Origin of the sequence: Thermogemmatispora sp., assembly GCF_019683755.1 — a bacterium.
In the GTDB taxonomy this organism is placed as follows: Bacteria; Chloroflexota; Ktedonobacteria; order Ktedonobacterales; family Ktedonobacteraceae; genus Thermogemmatispora.
Genome location: NZ_JADGHT010000072.1, coordinates 1 through 16,681 on the forward strand (window position 1 = coordinate 1; position 16,681 = coordinate 16,681).

The window sequence follows — 16,681 nt, forward strand, 5'->3', positions numbered from 1 at the left end:
CTTGCGATAGAGTGCCGAGAGCTGTTCCTGAAAGCTCCCCTGGAAAAGCACCGCCGTCGGAGCACCCACCGCCTGACCGGCGGCGGCCGGCTCCGCCAGGCTGCGCGCAACGCCCACCAGATTGAAATTGGAATAAATCACATAGTCGAAAGCCGCCTTGATCACCTCGGGGGCTGACTTCGGATTAAAGACCCAGAGATTGCCACCGGTCAAGGCGGCATTGCCGCCGTTTTGAGGCATCGGGCCAATCCCGAAATCCTTCAAATTGGCCTGATACTGGGCCTGCAGCGCATTGAGCTGATCGGGGGCCATTACTACCATCGCCACCTTGCCTGTTGCCAGCAACTGCAACGTATCGGCCTGCGTCAAGAGCTGCTGCTGTGTCATTGAACGATCGGTGAAGCGCATGGCTTTCAGGAAATTCAACACGCTGACCCCCTGGGGACTATTGAAGACGGCCTTCGTGCCATCGGCAGACTCCAGATCGCCGCCGGCGGTATACATCCAATTGGTGAAGTGCCAGCCGCCCTGGTTAGCCGTGCTGGTTTCAGCAAAGCCGGCTACCTTCGAACTGGTGAGCTGCTTGGCATAGCCGCGGAACTCCTCCCAGGTTGTGGGAGGCTTGTCGGGGTCGAGGCCGGCCCCCTGAAACAGCTTGCGGTTGTAGAAGATGCCAAGCACATAGCCATTCACGGGAATCCCATAGACGCGGTCGCCGCGTGTCACAATCGAGGCAATACTCGGAATGTAGTCCTTGAAGGATGACCAACTCTTGGCCAGATTGGTAATGTCGGCGACGGCGTGGCGGGCGATGAGCAGGGGCGGCTCCGTAAAATAGCTTTGAATGCCATCCTCTAGCTGACCAGCGGCTAGTTTGGCAAAGTAGGTTGTGGGATCATAGGGATCGTTTTTGCCGACAATGTGCTCATGCGGATAGGCTTGCTCAAAATCTTTGACAACCTGATTGAAGACATAGACCGCGCCAGGGTTGGTGGACGGCGGGAGTGTGTTCACGGTGGCGGTTACAGTCGTGGTCGTGCTACTGCCGCCACCGCAGGCGGCCAGCAGCTCCAGGCCGGCGACGCCGGCTCCCAACGCTAGCGAGCGCTGCAAGAAGCGGCGACGATTCAGCGGCGAGCCTGTGCCTTGCATGCCCATAGGATGACCTCCTTGTAGAATAGACAGAATATCCCTACGTCATGCCATACGGACGTCTAGATAAATCCGACCCGGCTTGTGGCATGACAGTAATCCCGGCGATCGCCAACAGGACTGCATTGCATACTGCGTGCGCCTGGCCGCGCTGGTCTGCCTGAGACGTGAGCGGGGGTCAGAAGCGAGAGCGAGGCGCGTGAAGAGGATAGCTCACTCAGAATAGATGGATTGAGCGGGGAGAGGCAACGAGCGCCATAGCTGGGCAACCTCCTTCAGCTGAACTGTCGTTGGCAAACGGTGGCAAGCGTTGGCTCTCGTCAAACATTGACGAGCGAGTGTGAGCCGCTGCGATCGTAAGGTTAACGTTTACTCTAGGTTCTGAGGAAGAAGGTAACATAGAAAAAAGGGGTTGTCAAGAGGGACAAATAGGTACTCGTTTTCTCGCTCAGTCGAAGTCATCAAAGCCGATGGAATCTTAAGCTACGGCTTGACTGCCGTTGGAGACATCCCCGTTGCTCTTGCACCTGCGCGTTGACACAGCCGGGAAGGCATGGTACCATTGAAGTAACTTCGTCAGAGTTATCGTTTACCTTATTAGCAGGTCAGGGGAGGGGTTGCCACTGGAACCACGACGACCTAAGCGCTTAACGATGGTGGAGATCGCCAGGCGTGCTGGCGTCTCCACGACGACCGTCTCCAAGGTTCTCAATCATCGACCTGGTGTCGGTGAGAAGACACGGGCCCGCATCCAGCGGCTGATTGAGCAGAGCGACTATGTCCAGAACCATGCCGCCCGCCATCTGCGCAAGGGGCGCAGCGGCCTGATCGATCTGGTGCTGATGCGCCTCGAAGGGGGCTATGATCTGGGCATCATGCAGGGCGTGCAGGAGGTGCTGGAGCAGAGCGGCTACCGGCTGGTGGTTTTTGCAACTAACGAGGACGAGGCGACCGAGCGTCTCTGGTTGCGACGCTTGCTTGATCAGTCCAGCGATGGCGTCCTGCTCTTGCTCCCCTACGAGCGCGTTGGCATTGCGAAAACGCTGCTAGAGCAGGGAATCCCCTTCGTGGCTATTGGCGATCGTAATGAGCCAACAACGGCCTTTCCGACCATTGGATCAACCATCTGGCTCGGCGGCTATACGGCCACGGAGTATCTGCTCTCGCTGGGTCACCGACGCATTGCTATCATCACTGGTCCCTTGCACCTGACGACCTCGCGTGCACGGCTGGCGGGCTATCGTGAGGCGCTGGAGCAGGCCGGGATTCCTGTTGACCCGGCCTTGATCTGCGAGGGCAGCTATCTGCTCGGGGATGGCATTCGCCAGACCGAGGCTCTGCTTGACTTGCCGGACCCGCCGACGGCCATCTTTGCGGGTAACGATGCCCAGGCGGCGGGGGTCTACCAGGCGCTCTACCGGCGGCGTATTCGCATTCCCGAGGAGATGAGCGTCATTGGCTTTGACGATGTGACCTATGCTGCTCACATGGCTCCTCCATTGACAACCATTCGCCAGCCTTTGGAGGAGATGGGGCGTATGGCGGCGGAGATGCTGCTGCGGCTGATCGCTGGCCAGCCCCTGGAGACGCATCATGTCGAGCTGGCGACCTCTCTGGTCATTCGCGAGTCCTGTGGGCCACCGCGTCGCGGTCCGCTTGGCAGGGAAACGGCTAGCTAGCTAGGAAGGCGCAGCGTCTCTAGCGCTGGGCTGGCAAGGTTAACTGAGTGCGGGCCTTTTCCCTGCCTGCCTTCTGCTCGCTCTGTGTCCCCGCTCTCTCTGCTCTGATGAGCACGACCTCTATCTCTGTAGCTTTACTACCCTCTTTCCTCGGTTTGGGCTTGTGTTTGCGAGCAGCGTCCATCTGTCTTTGCGCGACCAGTGTGCGCCGACTGTGGTGGCAAGTGCCGAACGCTCTTTGTGCAGTTAGCATGGCTTTCCCAGGCGTGGCATGCGAAAGGCCGGGGAATGCCCCTGATAGAGCGGGCGTCTCCTGGAGCTGGATAACCGCTTGGTGGCCGGGAAATGAGGGAGATCATATCTAGGAAACAAGCTTGCGGCCTCTGATCTGGAGAGAATCCGCCAATTTCTAAGGAAGATTCGCCTATCGCTCGCCACTGTCGACCGCTTATACTCCCTCTTCGGAAGATCCGGTAAGCTGCTGGAGGGCGGTGAGGCAGCGGGCTGCCTCGGCTGGGCCAGCGCTCGGCTTACCGACTGAGATGGACCGAGTAAGGCTTTGACAAGAGACTTGTCAAGGCGTGCAGGCTGCTCTCATCAGCCATCTCCTGTCATGCTGCTGCGAATTCTGAGAGAAGAAGAGGAGGAAATAGAGAGAAAGAACGATGCAGGCTCACCAGGTACATGCCGATATCCCTTGGGTTACCCTCAACAATGGTGTGCGCATGCCGCAGCTTGGTCTGGGGGTCTTTTTGACTCCCAAGGAGCAGACCATAAGCAGCGTGCTGGCCGCCTTCGAAAACGGCTATCGCTTAATTGATACAGCCGCCGCTTACCATAACGAAGAGGAGGTAGGCGAAGCGATTCGGCAGAGCGGGCTGCCGCGTGAAGAGCTGTTTATCACCAGCAAGCTCTGGAACACAGATCATGGCTATGATCAGGCTCTCAAGGGCCTGGAGACAAGCCTCAAGAAGCTGGGTCTTGATTATCTGGATCTCTATTTGATCCACTGGCCGCTGCCTATGAAGGGTCTGACGGTCCAGACCTGGAAAGGACTGGAGCGCGCCTACAAGGACGGGAAGGTGCGAGCGATTGGCGTCAGCAATTTCAAGCCGGCCCATCTTGAGCGCCTCCTGCAGGAGAGCGAGGTGATCCCGGCGGTCCTTCAGATTGAGCTGCATCCCACCTTTACCCAAGAGGAGACGCGCAACTACGCTAGGGCGCATGGCATTCAAGTTGAATCCTGGTTCCCGCTGGGCGGACAGCGGAGCAAGGACACCCTGCTCAGCAGGCCGCTGCTCAAGCAGTTGGCTGCCAAGTATGGCAAGACCCCGGCGCAGATTGTGCTGCGCTGGCACATGCAGCTTGGCCTGGTGGCCATTCCTAAGTCAGTGCACCCTGAGCGCATCAGAGAGAACCGCCAGATCTTTGATTTCGAGCTGAGCCAGGAGGATATGGCCGCTATCTCAGCCCTCGATACTGGCGTACGCCTAGGCCCTGACCCTGACACCTTCGACGTTGAGTAACAGGAAAGAGAGAGCGCTGCTGGAGACGCTGAGATCTCTCCAGCGGCCTCTTCTAGGGCAGTGTGGTCAGGCGGTCCTCCTCAAACCCTGATCGTAGCCCTTCTCCCTCGCTGATGCTAGTGGCTCTCAGGCCCGGCCTTCTATGCTGTTGCCACGGCAGCAGGAGCGCGTCCTGTGCGTCTCCCCTCTGGCATCATTGGCCTCTTGACAATCCGCCTCTTCTAGGACTATGATTCGGATATCCGAATAAGCAGATATGTTTGCCGCCCGCGTGCAGCTCTCTCCAGGCTCTTGAGCCGGTCCGGTGGTGTACCCTCCCTGGCCGCAGACAGGGGCAGTGAGTGACCGCATGGGGCACACTCTTACGAGGAGTGCGCGATCAAGGCCTGCCGGTGCGTAGCGATGTCGCTGTGTAACTATAGGGCTTGCTATCGCCGCAAGGAGACGCCTGGAAACATGCCTATGCCTGCCGCCGAACCTGATTTGCTGATCCTGGGAAGCGGCTCTACCGCCTTTGCCGCTGCCTTGCATGCCGCTGATCTTGGCAAAAGTTCCCTGCTGACCGAAGAGCGCCTTATTGGGGGTACCTGTGCCAATCGGGGCTGTCTTCCCTCCAAGCATCTCATTGAGGCTGCCCGGCTCCAACATGAACGTGCCTGGCCCCGCTATGCTGCCTTCACTCCCCTGCAGCAACCTCTCAATTGGGCGACTCTGCTGGAGCAGAAAGATGCTCTTGTCTATGCCTACCGCCAGGAACACTACGAGCGCCTGCTAGAGGAGATCCCCGGCCTGAGCCTGCTGGCGGGCCAGGCCCGCTTTCTCTCGCCCCATGAGGTCGTGGTGACCACTGCTAGTGGCGACCAGCAGCGGTGGCGCGCTGGGCAGATTCTCATCGCCACCGGCTCTCGTCCTCATGTACCCTCCATTCCTGGCCTGCAAGACGTTCCCTATCTCACCAGCGACTGGTTGAGCACGCCTGATGATCCCTGGCAGACCTCTCTGCGCCAGCAGCCGCGCTCGCTACTGATCATTGGGGGAGGGGCTATTGCTCTCGAGCTGGGTCAGCTCCTGCAACGCCTCGGCACGCGTGTGACCCTGCTTGTGCGCCGCTCGACGGTTCTGGCTGACTCGAGTTGGGAACCAGAGTTGCGCCAGGCGCTCGCAGAGTACTTGCAAGCCGAAGGGCTACGCGTGCTCACTCAGGTCCAGGTTCTCCGGGTTGGCTCTGGACCCGCGGGGGTGGAGGTGACCATTCAACAAGGGGCCCGCCAGTATACCCTGGAGGCTGAGCGCTTGCTCGTAGCGACCGGGCGCCGCCCCAACACTGAGCATCTGGCCCTGGAGCGCGCCGGTGTTGCGGTTGACGCACAGGGAGCGATCCGTGTTGACGCTACGCTGCGCACTAACGTCCCCCATATCTGGGCCGCTGGCGATGTCATCGGCAGCGCCTGGGGCAATCAATTTGCCACGCCGGTGGGAGCCGCTGATGGCAAGTTGGCCGCTCACAATGCGCTCTCAGGCGAGCCCCCGCGCCCCGTCAACCATCGCCTGATCCCGCGCTGTCTTTTCACTGATCCCCCGCTCGCCAGCGTTGGACTAACGGAGGCCCAGGCCCGGGCTGCCGGTGTGGCCTGCGCCTGTCGCGTACTCCCCATGAGCCTGGTGCCGCGGGCTGGAGCTATCGAGGACAGGCGAGGACTCATCAAGATGGTCGTCGAGCGTTCCAGTCGGCGTGTGCTCGGCGTCTCGCTGCTCGCGCGCAACGCTGAGGAAGTAATTCACGAGGCTGCCATGGCCCTGCGCTTCGGGGCCACCCTGGAAGATTTTACGGAATTGATCCATGTTTACCCAACAATGGCCGAGGCGCTCAGGCTGGTAGCGCTCTCCTTCACGCGCGAGGTACGCCTCCTTAGCTGCTGTGCCAGTTAGCTGAGCCAGTAGCCGGTCGTCGCAACCATCAATCGGACCAGGGCCGCCCCAGAGGCCAAGAGAGAAGAGCCGGGGGAGGCTGCTGTCAGTCCCATCTCTCCATGCCTGGTGACAGCTCAACAAGAAGAGTCTGCCTGCTCACTAGTAAAAGCGGGCAGGCAGACCCTTGCTGCGTCTCTCTTCTCTGCTCAAGTCAAGCGGTCGTCTCAGCGGCGGCCTCACCCTCCTCAGCCGTCTCCTCTTGTGGCCCACTGCGCGGCGTAATGCGCAGCGTCACAAACGAGGCCAGGGCCAGGAGCACAATGGTCAGCACCACCACCACGGCATAGGAACCAAAGAAGCCGGCCTTTGCCCCCAGGCCTGTGATAATGCCAGCCAAGCAGAAATCAGTATCACCAAACGTGGTATTGGCCAGGCCGAACGATCCCATGAAAGCCAGCAGCAGAGCTGGTAGCAGTGTGATCAGCAGGCCATTAATGAATGAACCGACGACCGCTCCCAGCCAGCCACCCGTTGCATTGCCATAGACGCCTGAAGTGCCGCCATCGAAGAAATGGGGGACCATGCCGGGAATAATCAGCGCCAGACCCAGTGGCCCCATCAAGAACAGTCCCACGATGCCGCCCAGCAAGCTCATAATAAAACCGAGCAGGACTGCATTCGGCGCGAAAGGGAAGGTCGTCGGGCAGTCCAGGGCGGGCAAGGCATTGGGCACCACCTTTTCTGCAATGCCTCGGAAAGCCGGCACGATCTCCGCCAGAATCATCCGCACACCTACCAGGATGATAGCGACGCCTGCGCCGAAGGTCAGCGCCTGCGTTAAGGCATACATAATGTAGTTCCCGCCGCCGGCGGCCTGGGCCAGCGCTGCCGGTCCGGCGATAATCGCCAGCACGATATAGATGATCACCATCGTGAGCGTGGTCATCACCAGCGAATCGCGCAGGAAGGAGAGGCCCTCCGGCACCGTCAGATCTTCAGCACTGGCACGCGGTGCCCCCAGACGGCGTACCAGCTTGCCCACTAATCCCGAGGTAATATAGCCGAACGTATTGAAATGACCCAGAGCAAAGCCAGCGTCGCGCGTCACCTTGCGCGTGAAAGGGTGGACCAGAGCCGGCATCACGGTGCCGATTGTCCCCAACATCAGCGCGCCCAGAACCACCTGATGCACGCCTGTGATCCCTGCACTGCCCAACACCACGGCCAGCACCGTCGCCATATAGAAGAGATGATGACCGGTCAAAAAGACAAACTTCACAGGGGTCAGCCGTGCTAAGATCAGGTTGACTAGAAAACCGAACGCCATAATGAGCGCGGTAGGAGCGCCAAAGGCCTTCTGGGCTAAGCTAACAATTGCCTCATTGGTTGGTACCACGCCCTGCAAGTGGAAGCCAGCCTGAACCATTGTCCCCAGGGGCGCCAGGGCCCCGATCAAAATAGTGGCCCCACCGGTGAGGATTAAAAAGCCCACAATCGTTTTCAGGGTCCCCGCGATGATCTCGCTCGGCGGGCGGCGCAGCACCAACAAGCCCAAGAGAGCGATCAATCCCACCAGCAGCGGTGGCTTGCTCAAAATCTCTGAGACAATGAACTGAACAACTGCGAGCACGATGTTCATCGTTCACCATCCTTCCTGGCTCGCCTGGAGGACTCTCTCCAGCGCGGCGCACTGCTCTTCTTTCTGACCTCATCTGGTTTATCTGACTGGCCTGGCCAGGCCGGTCAGCTCCTGGCGCGCCAGCCTGACCTGACCTGACCTGACCTCATGAACCTTTCAAGAGAGGCAAAAGTTTCTCTTTCATCTCCTTTCGGTCGACATAATTTTTGATCACGACGATGGGGATGCCTCTATCGGCTAACAAGCGAGCAAATTCGGCAGAAGTGACAATAATGTCGGCCTGCTCTGAGCGTGCGGTCCCGATGTCGCTCACAACCACCTGAGCCTTGAAACCGGCAGCCTTGAGAACGTCCTCAATGGTCATGCGCAGGACCAGGCTGCTGCCGAATCCCATGCCGCAGACTGCTAAGATCTTCACAGTACATTCCCCCTGAGCGTCTCCTGCGTCCTCGCTCACGCAGCGGGCGAGGCAGCCGCAATGATATGCATCACTTCCTCGGCGGAGGTACTGGCCTGGATCGCTGAGAGTGCCTGCTCATTTGCCAAGAGCTGGGTCAGCATAGTGAGTGCCTGCAGGTGCTTCTGACGATCAACGGCGCCGAAGGCAATGGCGATTTTGACCGGATCGTTGTCCTCATTGCCGAAGGACACGGGCGGCTCCAGCGTCAACAGACTCATACAGGGTCGTTTAACGCCATCGCTTGGGCGCGCGTGGAGCAGGGCCACGCCGGGCACAATGACCATATACGGGCCGTAGGTCTGCAGGGCCTGCTGCATGGCCTCAATGTAGCGCTCCTCAATGGCTCCCTGAGTCAGCAGTAACTGCCCAGCCTCGCGGATGACCTGCGCGGGGTCGCTGGCCGCAACGTGCAAGCGGATCGCGGCGGGCGTCAGCAGCTCTTTGAGCTGGAAAAGCTCATCAGATGATGCCACAGCGGATCTCTCCAGGGTCGGAATAGCCGGCGAACGAAGGAACGAGCAAGCAAACGAGACGGCACACCGGCCATCTGTATGGCCCTCGTCCTACGCTCGGGCTTTGGCCGGGCCAGGCCCTTCCTGTTCTGCTGCCTCTCCCTCGTCCGAATGCAGCTCTCCTGCAGAGCGGCGCGGCAGCGGCGCCAGGCCCCAGGTGGGCGCCTCTCGCTACTGGGACCTGGCAAGCCAGGGTCAGGCAGACCAGGGTGCCACTTGATCCGCGAGGCCACTTGCAGGGAGATGGAAGGGCCTGCTTGCTACTAGGATAAACTTTGCCGTCGTGTCAAAGTCAAGGAGGCGCGCCGACGCGATTGCCGAAGAAAGAGGAATCGCCGCCAGAGACGGCGGGATGGCAGCAGGAAGGGGGAGCCAGGCCACGCGATCAACCTGCTAAGGTGGTGATGGGTCACCGAGCTAAGCTCGTGAGGCGCAGAGGATGCGGTCAGCCACTGCTCATCTGCCTTGACCTTCACGTCGCGGCAAGGTTTATCTTAAAAGAAAAGCGCCTGTTCTCTCTGTGGATGCAGGTCAGCGCGCCTCCTCAGAGACGAGGAAGGAGGAGAGCAAGCCGGTGCTCAAAATCAGCGATTTTGCCAGACTTGGGCAGGTCTCTATGCGGACCTTGCGCTACTACGACGAGATCGGATTGCTCAAACCGGTGCAGGTTGATCCCCTCACTGGTTACCGCTACTATGCCGTTGAGCAGCTCACGCGCCTTCATCGCATCCTGGATCTCAAAGAGATGGGCTTCGAGCTGTCTCAAATCGTTCACCTGCTTGATGAGCAGGTGACCCCCGAGCAGCTACGCGCGGTTCTTCAGCAGCGGCTAGCGGAGGTCCAGCAGACTATTGTGATCGAGCAGGAGCGCCAGGCGCGCATAGAGGCCCGCCTGCAACAGCTGATGCTCAAAGACCAGCAGGCTCACTACGACGTTGTGCTCAAACGCCTCAAATCGCAGCTTGTAGCAACCAGCCGCACGACGGCCCCAACGCGAGCCCAGCAGCTGCATTTCGCCCGGCAGATGCTGCAATTTCTCAAAGAGTGTGGTGTCAAACCAGATGAGCAGTGGCTCCTGCTCACACCTGACGCCACAGGGGAAGGCGAAGGGAGCATCGTCGAGGTGGCCATTCCAGTGGAAGGGGCCTCGCTTGGCAACATCGTTGAGCGCAGCGGCGGTCACATCACCATCCGTGAGCTGCCCGCCGTAACCGCTGCAACCTTGCTCTATCGAGGCAGCCCCTACAGCCTGAGTGGAGTTTACCAGTCGTTGGGAACCTGGATTGAGGCGCACGGCTATGCTATCGCTGGACCCTATCGTCACCTGCTCTTGCAGCAAGCTGATGAGTCGGAAAGCTGCCTGATCGAGGTCCAGCTCCCAGTTGAGCGCAAGGAGAGGGGGACGGGTCGCCTCTTCCTCCAAAGTAGCCGGCGCCTGCCGGAAGCAGAGAGCCTGGCGCTGGTGACTCGCGTCTCCTCACCAGGCCCATGAAGCGGCGAGAAGCTCCTTACTCTGGTCATAGTACATGGATCTGGCCCTGGCCCACTGGGCTGCCGTCTAGCGTTGAAAGAGGAATGGCCACGTGATTGGTGTCGTGCTCGTTTCGCATGGCTCGTTAGCTGCCGGCCTAAAGGACGCGGTCGAAATGATCGCCGGCCCCCAGGAGCGCTTTGTGGCCATCGGCATGCCAGCGGGCGGCTCCCTGGAGCACTTAAAGCAGCAGATCGAGTCTGCAGTCCGCGAAGTGATGAGCGATGGGGGGGTGCTCATCCTCATCGATATCCTGGGGGGCAATCCGGCCAGTGCCTCCCTGCAGTTGGCGCTGCAAGGCACGCAAGTCATTTGCGGCGTCAATCTGCCAATGTTGCTGGAAATTCTTGTGCAACGAGAATATATGAGCTTGCGCGATCTCACGCCCATCGCCATTCAGGCCGCAAAGGAAGGCGTGATTAATCTCACCCAGCGTCTGGCTGACCGTGGCTAGGAGCAGGATCAGCCCACATGCTGAGTAGGAAAGGGGAAAGGTTTGGCTGCATCAACCGAAGTTGTTGTAGCGTACCGTGACGGCCTGCACGCCCGTCCGGCCACGCTGCTGGCAAAGACAGCGGCGGCCTTCTCATCGACGATCACCATTGAAAACCTTACCCAAGGGAGCAAGCCGGTGAACGCGAAAAGTCCGCTCACCATCCTCTCCATTGGCATTCAGCGCAACGATCGCCTGCGCATTGCTGCCGATGGCGAAGACGAACAGGAGGCCGTAGAGGCCATCGCTCGGCTGATCGCCAGCAATTTTGGCGAGGTCGAGGAAGGCGAGCGGCAGGAGTGAGCCAGCGATGAAAGAGAAGCGTATCCGAGGTATTGCGGCCTCCCCGGGGATTGCCATCGGCCCGGTCTACCGCTATGAACCGACCCTGGTCCGCGTGGAGGCCGAGACTTGCCAAGATGTGTCGGCGGAGCTGGCGCGCCTGGAAACCGCCTTGGCGGAGGCCCGACAGGAGCTGCGTCTCTTAGCTGAGCAAGCCAGTAAGAGCGTTGGCCCCAATGAGGCGGCCATTTTCTCCGCTCATGAAGTCTTCCTACAAGATCCCGAATTGCTGCAGCAGGTACAGCAGCGCATCCGTCAGCGCCAGAGCGCTGCTTTTGCCTGGCAGGAAGGCTTTCGGTATTACATTCACCAACTAGGAGCCATCCAGGACGAATACTTACAGGCGCGAGTGCTGGACCTAGAGGACGTAGCTCAGCGAGTGCTCCGTCATCTGACAGGTCAGAGCGAGCAGAGCCTGCAGCTCAGCACGCCGGCAGTCATAGTCGCGCGCGAGTTGACTCCTTCGGCGCTAGTGCGCTGTCCGCGAGAACTGGTGCTAGCGTTATGTACGGCCCAGGGTGGGCCGACCTCACATGTGGCCATTCTGGCCCGGGCGCTGGGGGTCCCTGCAGTAGTCGGTCTGGGAGAAAGCGCGACCGCGCTGCGCTCGGGGCAGGTGGTGATTGTTGATGGAGAGCAAGGTCTTATCGTGGCCGAGCCAGGAGAAGGTGAACTGACACTTTATCGGCAGCGCCGCCTGCGTCTCCAGGAGCAGGCCAAAAGAGCGGAGCAGAGCAGGCTACAACCGGCCTGTACTCGCGATGGACACTCTTATCCAGTGCGGGCCAACATCCAGGCTCCCGAGGAGGTGGCCGAGGCGCGTGCCTGCGGAGCCGAAGGTATTGGACTCCTGCGTACCGAATTCCTCTTTCTTGAGCGCAGTCAGGCCCCTACAGAGGACGAACAGCTAGAGATCTATCGCGCCATCATCGAGGCAATGCGGCCAGCTCCAGTAGTCATTCGCACCTTCGACATCGGCGGCGACAAGCCAGCTCCCTATCTCTCTCTCCCGTCTGAGTCCAATCCTTTTCTAGGCGTACGGGGTGTGCGTCTGGGGCTGAAGTATCCCGCCCTCCTGCGCACGCAATTGCGTGCCTTACTGCGGGCTGGCGCAGGGCATGAGCTGCGCATCCTTTTCCCGATGGTCAGCTCCTACGAGGAGGCCGAGGCTCTGCGTCAACTCACCCGGGCCGTGCAGGAGGAGCTGCGCCAGCAAGGGCAGCCCCTGGCCGAGCGTATTGAGCTGGGCATCATGATCGAGGTGCCGGCTGCTGCTCTGCTGACCGAAGCCTTTGCTGAGGTCGTCGACTTCTTCAGCCTGGGCACCAACGATCTCACGCAGTACACGCTCGCTGCGGACCGGACCAACGAGAGCACGGCCCCTCTGGCCGATCCTTTCCATCCTGCAGTGTTGCGTCTTCTCCAACTAACCATCGAGGCCGCCCACCGACGTCAGCGCCGCGTTGAAATCTGTGGAGAGCTAGCCGCTGAGCCGCTGGCAATCCCTTTGCTGCTGGGCTTGGGGATCGATGAACTCAGCATGGTTCCCCGAGCGATCCCAGGCTGCAAGCAAGTCATCCGTCGCTGGGCAGAGAGCGAGGCCCGACAGATAGCGCTCCACGCGCTGCAAATGCGTACAGCGGCAGAAGTCCGCTCGTACCTTCGTGCCTGCTCTCCTGACGAGCTGACGGCCAAAGAAGATGGTGGAAGCGAGGCTGAGAGGGCATGAAAGCCCGTCTTCATTCGGCATCGGGGTTCACGAAGCGGTAGCCCACCCCCGGCTCAGTCAAGAAGTAGCGCGGGTGGGCCGGATCAGGCTCCAGTTTCTGGCGCAGGCGATTGAGATAGACACGCAGATACTCCACCTCACCGCCGTACTCCGGTCCCCAGACGCGCTGAAGCAGCCAGCGGTGAGTCAGAACCTTGCCGGCCTGGGTGATTAGCTGCTCCAAAATCGCAAACTCTGTGGGCGAAAGGCGCACTTCCTCGCCGCTGCGGCGCACGAGCCGTCGCGACAAATCGACCTCAACCTCGCCGAAGCGCCGCACCCCCTGGGCCGGCTCGGCTGGGGGCCTGCTCTCCCACTGTACCCGTCGCAACACAGCGCGCACTCGCGCTAGCAATTCTTCGACGCCGAAAGGCTTGGTCAGATAGTCATCGGCGCCCAGATCGAGCGCAGCCACCTTATCGCGCTCGGCATCGAGGGCCGTCAGCACGATGATCGGCACTGTCGAACGCTCACGCACGCGCCGGCAGACCTCTAGGCCGTCCATGCGCGGCATCATCAGATCAAGGATCAGCAGATGGGGCTGCTCACGCTCAAACAGCGCGAGGGCCTCAAGACCTGTCGCGGCTTCCAGTACCTCGAAGCCGCGCACACGCAGATTGCGACTGACGAAGTCACGCAGAGCCTGCTCATCCTCGGCGAGCAGAATGCGCCTGGCCTTCCCGATTGTTGCTGTCGCCATCATTGGTCTCTCCCTCTTCTGCAACTCCCTCATTCAGGGCCATCAAGGCCGACTGGGGGGCAAGCGGCAGCGAGAAGCACATCGCCGTTCCCTGGGGTCCACTCTGAGCCCAGATCCGTCCTCCGTGCGCCTCCACAAAGGCCTTACAGATCGCCAAACCCAGACCCGTGCCCGCGGTATGGTGGCGACGTCCTCGAGAGGCGCGATAGAAACGCTCGAAGATATGGGGCAGCTCCTCGGGAGCAATGCCTGGTCCGTCATCGATGACCGCCAGAATCAGCATCTCCTCGTCGACTGGGCGCCAGGCCTTGATCTCAACGTGGCTCGCCCCATAGAGCAAGGCGTTGCTGATTAGGTTATGAAGCACGACCTCAATGCGCCCCCGATCGGCAAGTACCGGCGGTAACCCTGCCGGAATCGCTACCGTTAAGGCTGCTGAAGGCGGCATCGTCCGCTCGCAGACTGCCAGTACCAGCTCTCGAGGGTCGACTGCTGTGCGACGAAGCTGCAGCAGGCCGGCCTCCTGCCGCGAGAGGTCAAGCAAATTGCGCACTAGCTGCGTCAGACGATCGGCCTCCTGCATGATGGTCTGCAAAAACTGCTGCTGCTCCTCTGGCGGCCAGGTGACATCGGGCTGCAACAGGGTTGAAGCGTAACCCTTAATCGCAGCCAGCGGGGTTCGCAGCTCATGCCCAACCGCGGCCAGCAGCGTGGTCTTGAACTCATCAAGCTCCCGCTCGCGGGTAACGTCGCGTACCAGTAAGCCACGCCCGATGGTCTCACCACCCTCGCTCTGCACCGCGAAGAGCCGCATCTGCAGGGCGCGGGCCTGGGTTCCCTCGCGGTTCTCGATCAGAAACGTGGCTGGCTCCATCCGGCTCAAAGCTCGCGCGCAGGCGGCGGCCTCGGCCCCGGTCGCCTGCAGGGCCTCATAAAAGGCGGCAATGGAGCGCCCCTCCAGGGCCGTCCGGGAGAGACCAGCAATGGCACAGGCCGCCTGGTTGACATAGAGAATCTGGCCGTCGATGCCCAATAAGAGCAGCCCATCCTGCATACTCTCCATGATGGCTGCCAGACGCTGTTTCTCCTCTGTCGCCCGCCGGTAAAGGCGTTCATTCTCCTGGGCGACTGCGCGCAGCCGCTCGTCGCTGCGTTCGTAGAGTACGGCATGCTCCCAGGCGAGCGTCGCGTAGTTGGCGAAGGTTGACAGGAGCTGGATCTCTTGCTCCTCAAAGAGGCGTGGCTCGCGTCGATGGACCACCAGAACGACGCTGCCGACATGATGGCTGATGATGGGCAAAGCCAGAACCGCGCGAAAGCCGTCGTCGTAGGCAAAAGAGGGCTGACTGCCATCAAGTAATTTCTGCACTGGCTGACCGCTGTTCAGCGCCAGCACCGCTGCCGAACTGACTCGCTCGGGCGAAAGGGAGAGCTGGCGGTCGTAGCGCTCGCTGTGACCACTGCTTTGCAATACCCGCAAGACACCTTGCTCGTCGGGCAGTAGCACGGCTACCGCCTGGACATCAACCAGGCGCTGTACCTCGTGCATGATTTCTTCGATGACGGCGCGAGGATCAAGGGAGCGCACTACAGCGTTCGAGGTTTCTAGCAAGGTGTGCAGCTCGCTCAGCTTGCGTAGGCCGTCGCGCTCGAGGCGGATCAACGAGCGTGCCAGCTCGCCAATCTCATCGTGTTGACGGGCGAGTTGGTGCGTAGCTGTGGGGATGGCTTCGGTGCTCGCCGGCAGCGCTTGATGCTGGCTGGCCAGCATCTGCAGGGGACGGATGACGCGCAAGTGGAGGAGCAGCCAGAAGAGCAGACCACCCAAGGTGAAGAGCGAGGCGACGAGTAGTAGCCAGAGATGGAATTGATCGACGACGGCCAGCGCCTCGCTCACCGGGCGTTCGACTACTACCGCCCAGCCAATTTTCGGCACCGGCACAGAGCTGAACAGCCAATCCTGGCCGTCTGGTCCTGGTCCTGTGCGTGAGAGGCTCTGACCCTGGAGCGCCTGAGCTGCTCCCGGCAGTTCGCCGAGGGCCGTCTCCAGCAAGCGCCTGCGCTCAGAAGCGGCCACCACGACGCCATTGCCGTCAATCACTGTGATCATCAGGTGCTTGCTTTGTCGCTGCTGGGCCTGGACCACATTAGCCAGTGGCAGGCTCAGCTCTGCCAGCGAGAAACTGGCAGCGACTAGGCCGCGCAGATGGCCCTGAGATCGCACGGCCTGGGCAACAATGACACCTGGGCTGGCGAGCCTGCTGGAGGCCAGACCGACGATGCCCACCTCAAAGGCAGGCTGGTCGCTCTTAAGGGCCTGCTCGACAACTGTGGGAGGTGAGAATTCGGCTCCGGCGATGATGTGGTCAGCCGGCCAGGCTACCAGCACTGCGCCGAAAGGATCTAGCCAGTAGACATGATCGACATCATTTCTGGCGTCATGCCACGCCTGGAAGAGATGTTCAAGCGTGGCCGAGGCCTCGCTTGGAGAAGCCAGCACCAGCCGACCCAGGCTCTGGAGCGCCTGCTCAGCTCCCAACAGTTGCAGACTCGTCTCACGGGCGATCTCTTCAGCCAGGGCTTGGTCTGCGGCCTGGACATCGCTGCGCAGCCGCTCCTCAACGAGCATGTTGATTCTGGCCCCGCCAAGCAGGACGACCATCACAAAGAGGAGATAGACCGTGAGCAGACGCGTCAGTAGGGAGCGACGAAGCGCGGGCCGCATAAGCCTTTCTCCACAGTGATCCTGGCTAGTTGGCTGGCAGGCAGGCTGGCTGCTCTCTGTCACAGGGCACCCGCGTCCCGCTACTCTGGTGCCTGTCTCTCTGGGGCTAAGCTCTCCCAGCGGTTACGGCTCCCTTGTGACCAGGGCCGGAGAGTGGGACACGGGCGCCTTGGGGGGGGGGCGCCCCCCCCCCCCCCGGCAAAAAAAAAAAACCCCCCCCCCCCGCCCGCGGTCGAGGACGTT

At 60.7% G+C, this 16,681-nt stretch carries 13 protein-coding genes; 7 read left to right on the forward strand and 6 right to left on the reverse strand.

All coding sequences use genetic code 11. The annotated features are described in order from the left end of the window. On the reverse strand, positions 1 to 1,158 hold a 1,158-nt coding region (locus IRZ24_RS07175; RefSeq protein WP_297161762.1), incomplete at its 3' end, for an extracellular solute-binding protein. Between the two features lie 611 nt (positions 1,159 to 1,769). Between IRZ24_RS07175 and IRZ24_RS07180 the strand changes: the two genes are divergently transcribed. From IRZ24_RS07180 to merA, 3 genes are all read left to right on the forward strand, one after another. Next, positions 1,770 to 2,831, forward strand: a complete 1,062-nt coding sequence (locus tag IRZ24_RS07180; RefSeq protein ID WP_297161765.1) for a LacI family DNA-binding transcriptional regulator — start codon at positions 1,770 to 1,772, stop codon at positions 2,829 to 2,831. 665 nt (positions 2,832 to 3,496) lie between these two features. Further along, entirely contained in the window at positions 3,497 to 4,357 is an 861-nt protein-coding gene (locus IRZ24_RS07185; protein WP_297161768.1) for an aldo/keto reductase, read from the forward strand. 456 nt (positions 4,358 to 4,813) lie between these two features. Then, positions 4,814 to 6,286: a mercury(II) reductase gene (gene merA / locus IRZ24_RS07190; protein WP_297161771.1), complete on the forward strand. Its 1,473-nt coding sequence runs from the start codon at positions 4,814 to 4,816 to the stop codon at positions 6,284 to 6,286. Between the two features lie 193 nt (positions 6,287 to 6,479). Here the strand turns inward: merA and IRZ24_RS07195 are convergent, their stop codons facing one another. The 3 genes from IRZ24_RS07195 to IRZ24_RS07205 form a co-directional block, all read right to left on the reverse strand. Next, entirely contained in the window at positions 6,480 to 7,907 is a 1,428-nt protein-coding gene (locus tag IRZ24_RS07195; RefSeq protein WP_297161774.1) for a PTS ascorbate transporter subunit IIC, read from the reverse strand. A 145-nt stretch (positions 7,908 to 8,052) separates the two neighbouring features. Then, the gene (locus IRZ24_RS07200) at positions 8,053 to 8,325 is read right to left on the reverse strand and encodes a PTS sugar transporter subunit IIB (RefSeq protein WP_297161777.1); all 273 of its coding nucleotides are present in this window, start codon (positions 8,323 to 8,325) and stop codon (positions 8,053 to 8,055) included. A gap of 35 nt (positions 8,326 to 8,360) precedes the next feature. Continuing rightward, positions 8,361 to 8,840 carry a PTS sugar transporter subunit IIA gene (locus IRZ24_RS07205; RefSeq protein ID WP_297161780.1) on the reverse strand — a complete coding sequence of 160 codons (480 nt, stop codon included), beginning with the start codon at positions 8,838 to 8,840 and terminating at the stop codon, positions 8,361 to 8,363. Between the two features lie 613 nt (positions 8,841 to 9,453). Here IRZ24_RS07205 and IRZ24_RS07210 point away from each other — a divergent pair. The 4 genes from IRZ24_RS07210 (at position 9,454) to ptsP (ending at position 12,974) form a co-directional block, all read left to right on the forward strand. Next, a complete protein-coding gene (locus IRZ24_RS07210; RefSeq protein WP_297161783.1) occupies positions 9,454 to 10,371 on the forward strand; it encodes a MerR family transcriptional regulator in 918 nt (305 codons plus the stop codon). 91 nt (positions 10,372 to 10,462) lie between these two features. Further along, a complete protein-coding gene (locus tag IRZ24_RS07215) occupies positions 10,463 to 10,864 on the forward strand; it encodes a PTS sugar transporter subunit IIA (protein ID WP_297161786.1) in 402 nt (133 codons plus the stop codon). Between the two features lie 42 nt (positions 10,865 to 10,906). Further along, a complete protein-coding gene (locus IRZ24_RS07220) occupies positions 10,907 to 11,206 on the forward strand; it encodes an HPr family phosphocarrier protein (RefSeq protein ID WP_297161789.1) in 300 nt (99 codons plus the stop codon). Between the two features lie 7 nt (positions 11,207 to 11,213). After that, the gene (gene ptsP / locus IRZ24_RS07225) at positions 11,214 to 12,974 is read left to right on the forward strand and encodes a phosphoenolpyruvate--protein phosphotransferase (protein WP_297161792.1); all 1,761 of its coding nucleotides are present in this window, start codon (positions 11,214 to 11,216) and stop codon (positions 12,972 to 12,974) included. Positions 12,975 to 12,984: 10 nt separating this feature from the next. Here the strand turns inward: ptsP and IRZ24_RS07230 are convergent, their stop codons facing one another. Together IRZ24_RS07230 and IRZ24_RS07235 are read right to left on the reverse strand one after the other, a co-directional pair. Further along, entirely contained in the window at positions 12,985 to 13,716 is a 732-nt protein-coding gene (locus IRZ24_RS07230; protein ID WP_297161795.1) for a response regulator transcription factor, read from the reverse strand. Continuing rightward, on the reverse strand, positions 13,661 to 16,438 hold the full coding sequence (locus tag IRZ24_RS07235) for an ATP-binding protein (protein WP_297161798.1): 2,778 nt from the start codon (positions 16,436 to 16,438) through the stop codon (positions 13,661 to 13,663). The genes IRZ24_RS07230 and IRZ24_RS07235 overlap by 56 nt, the downstream gene beginning before the upstream one ends. Between the last annotated feature and the right edge of the window lie 243 nt (positions 16,439 to 16,681).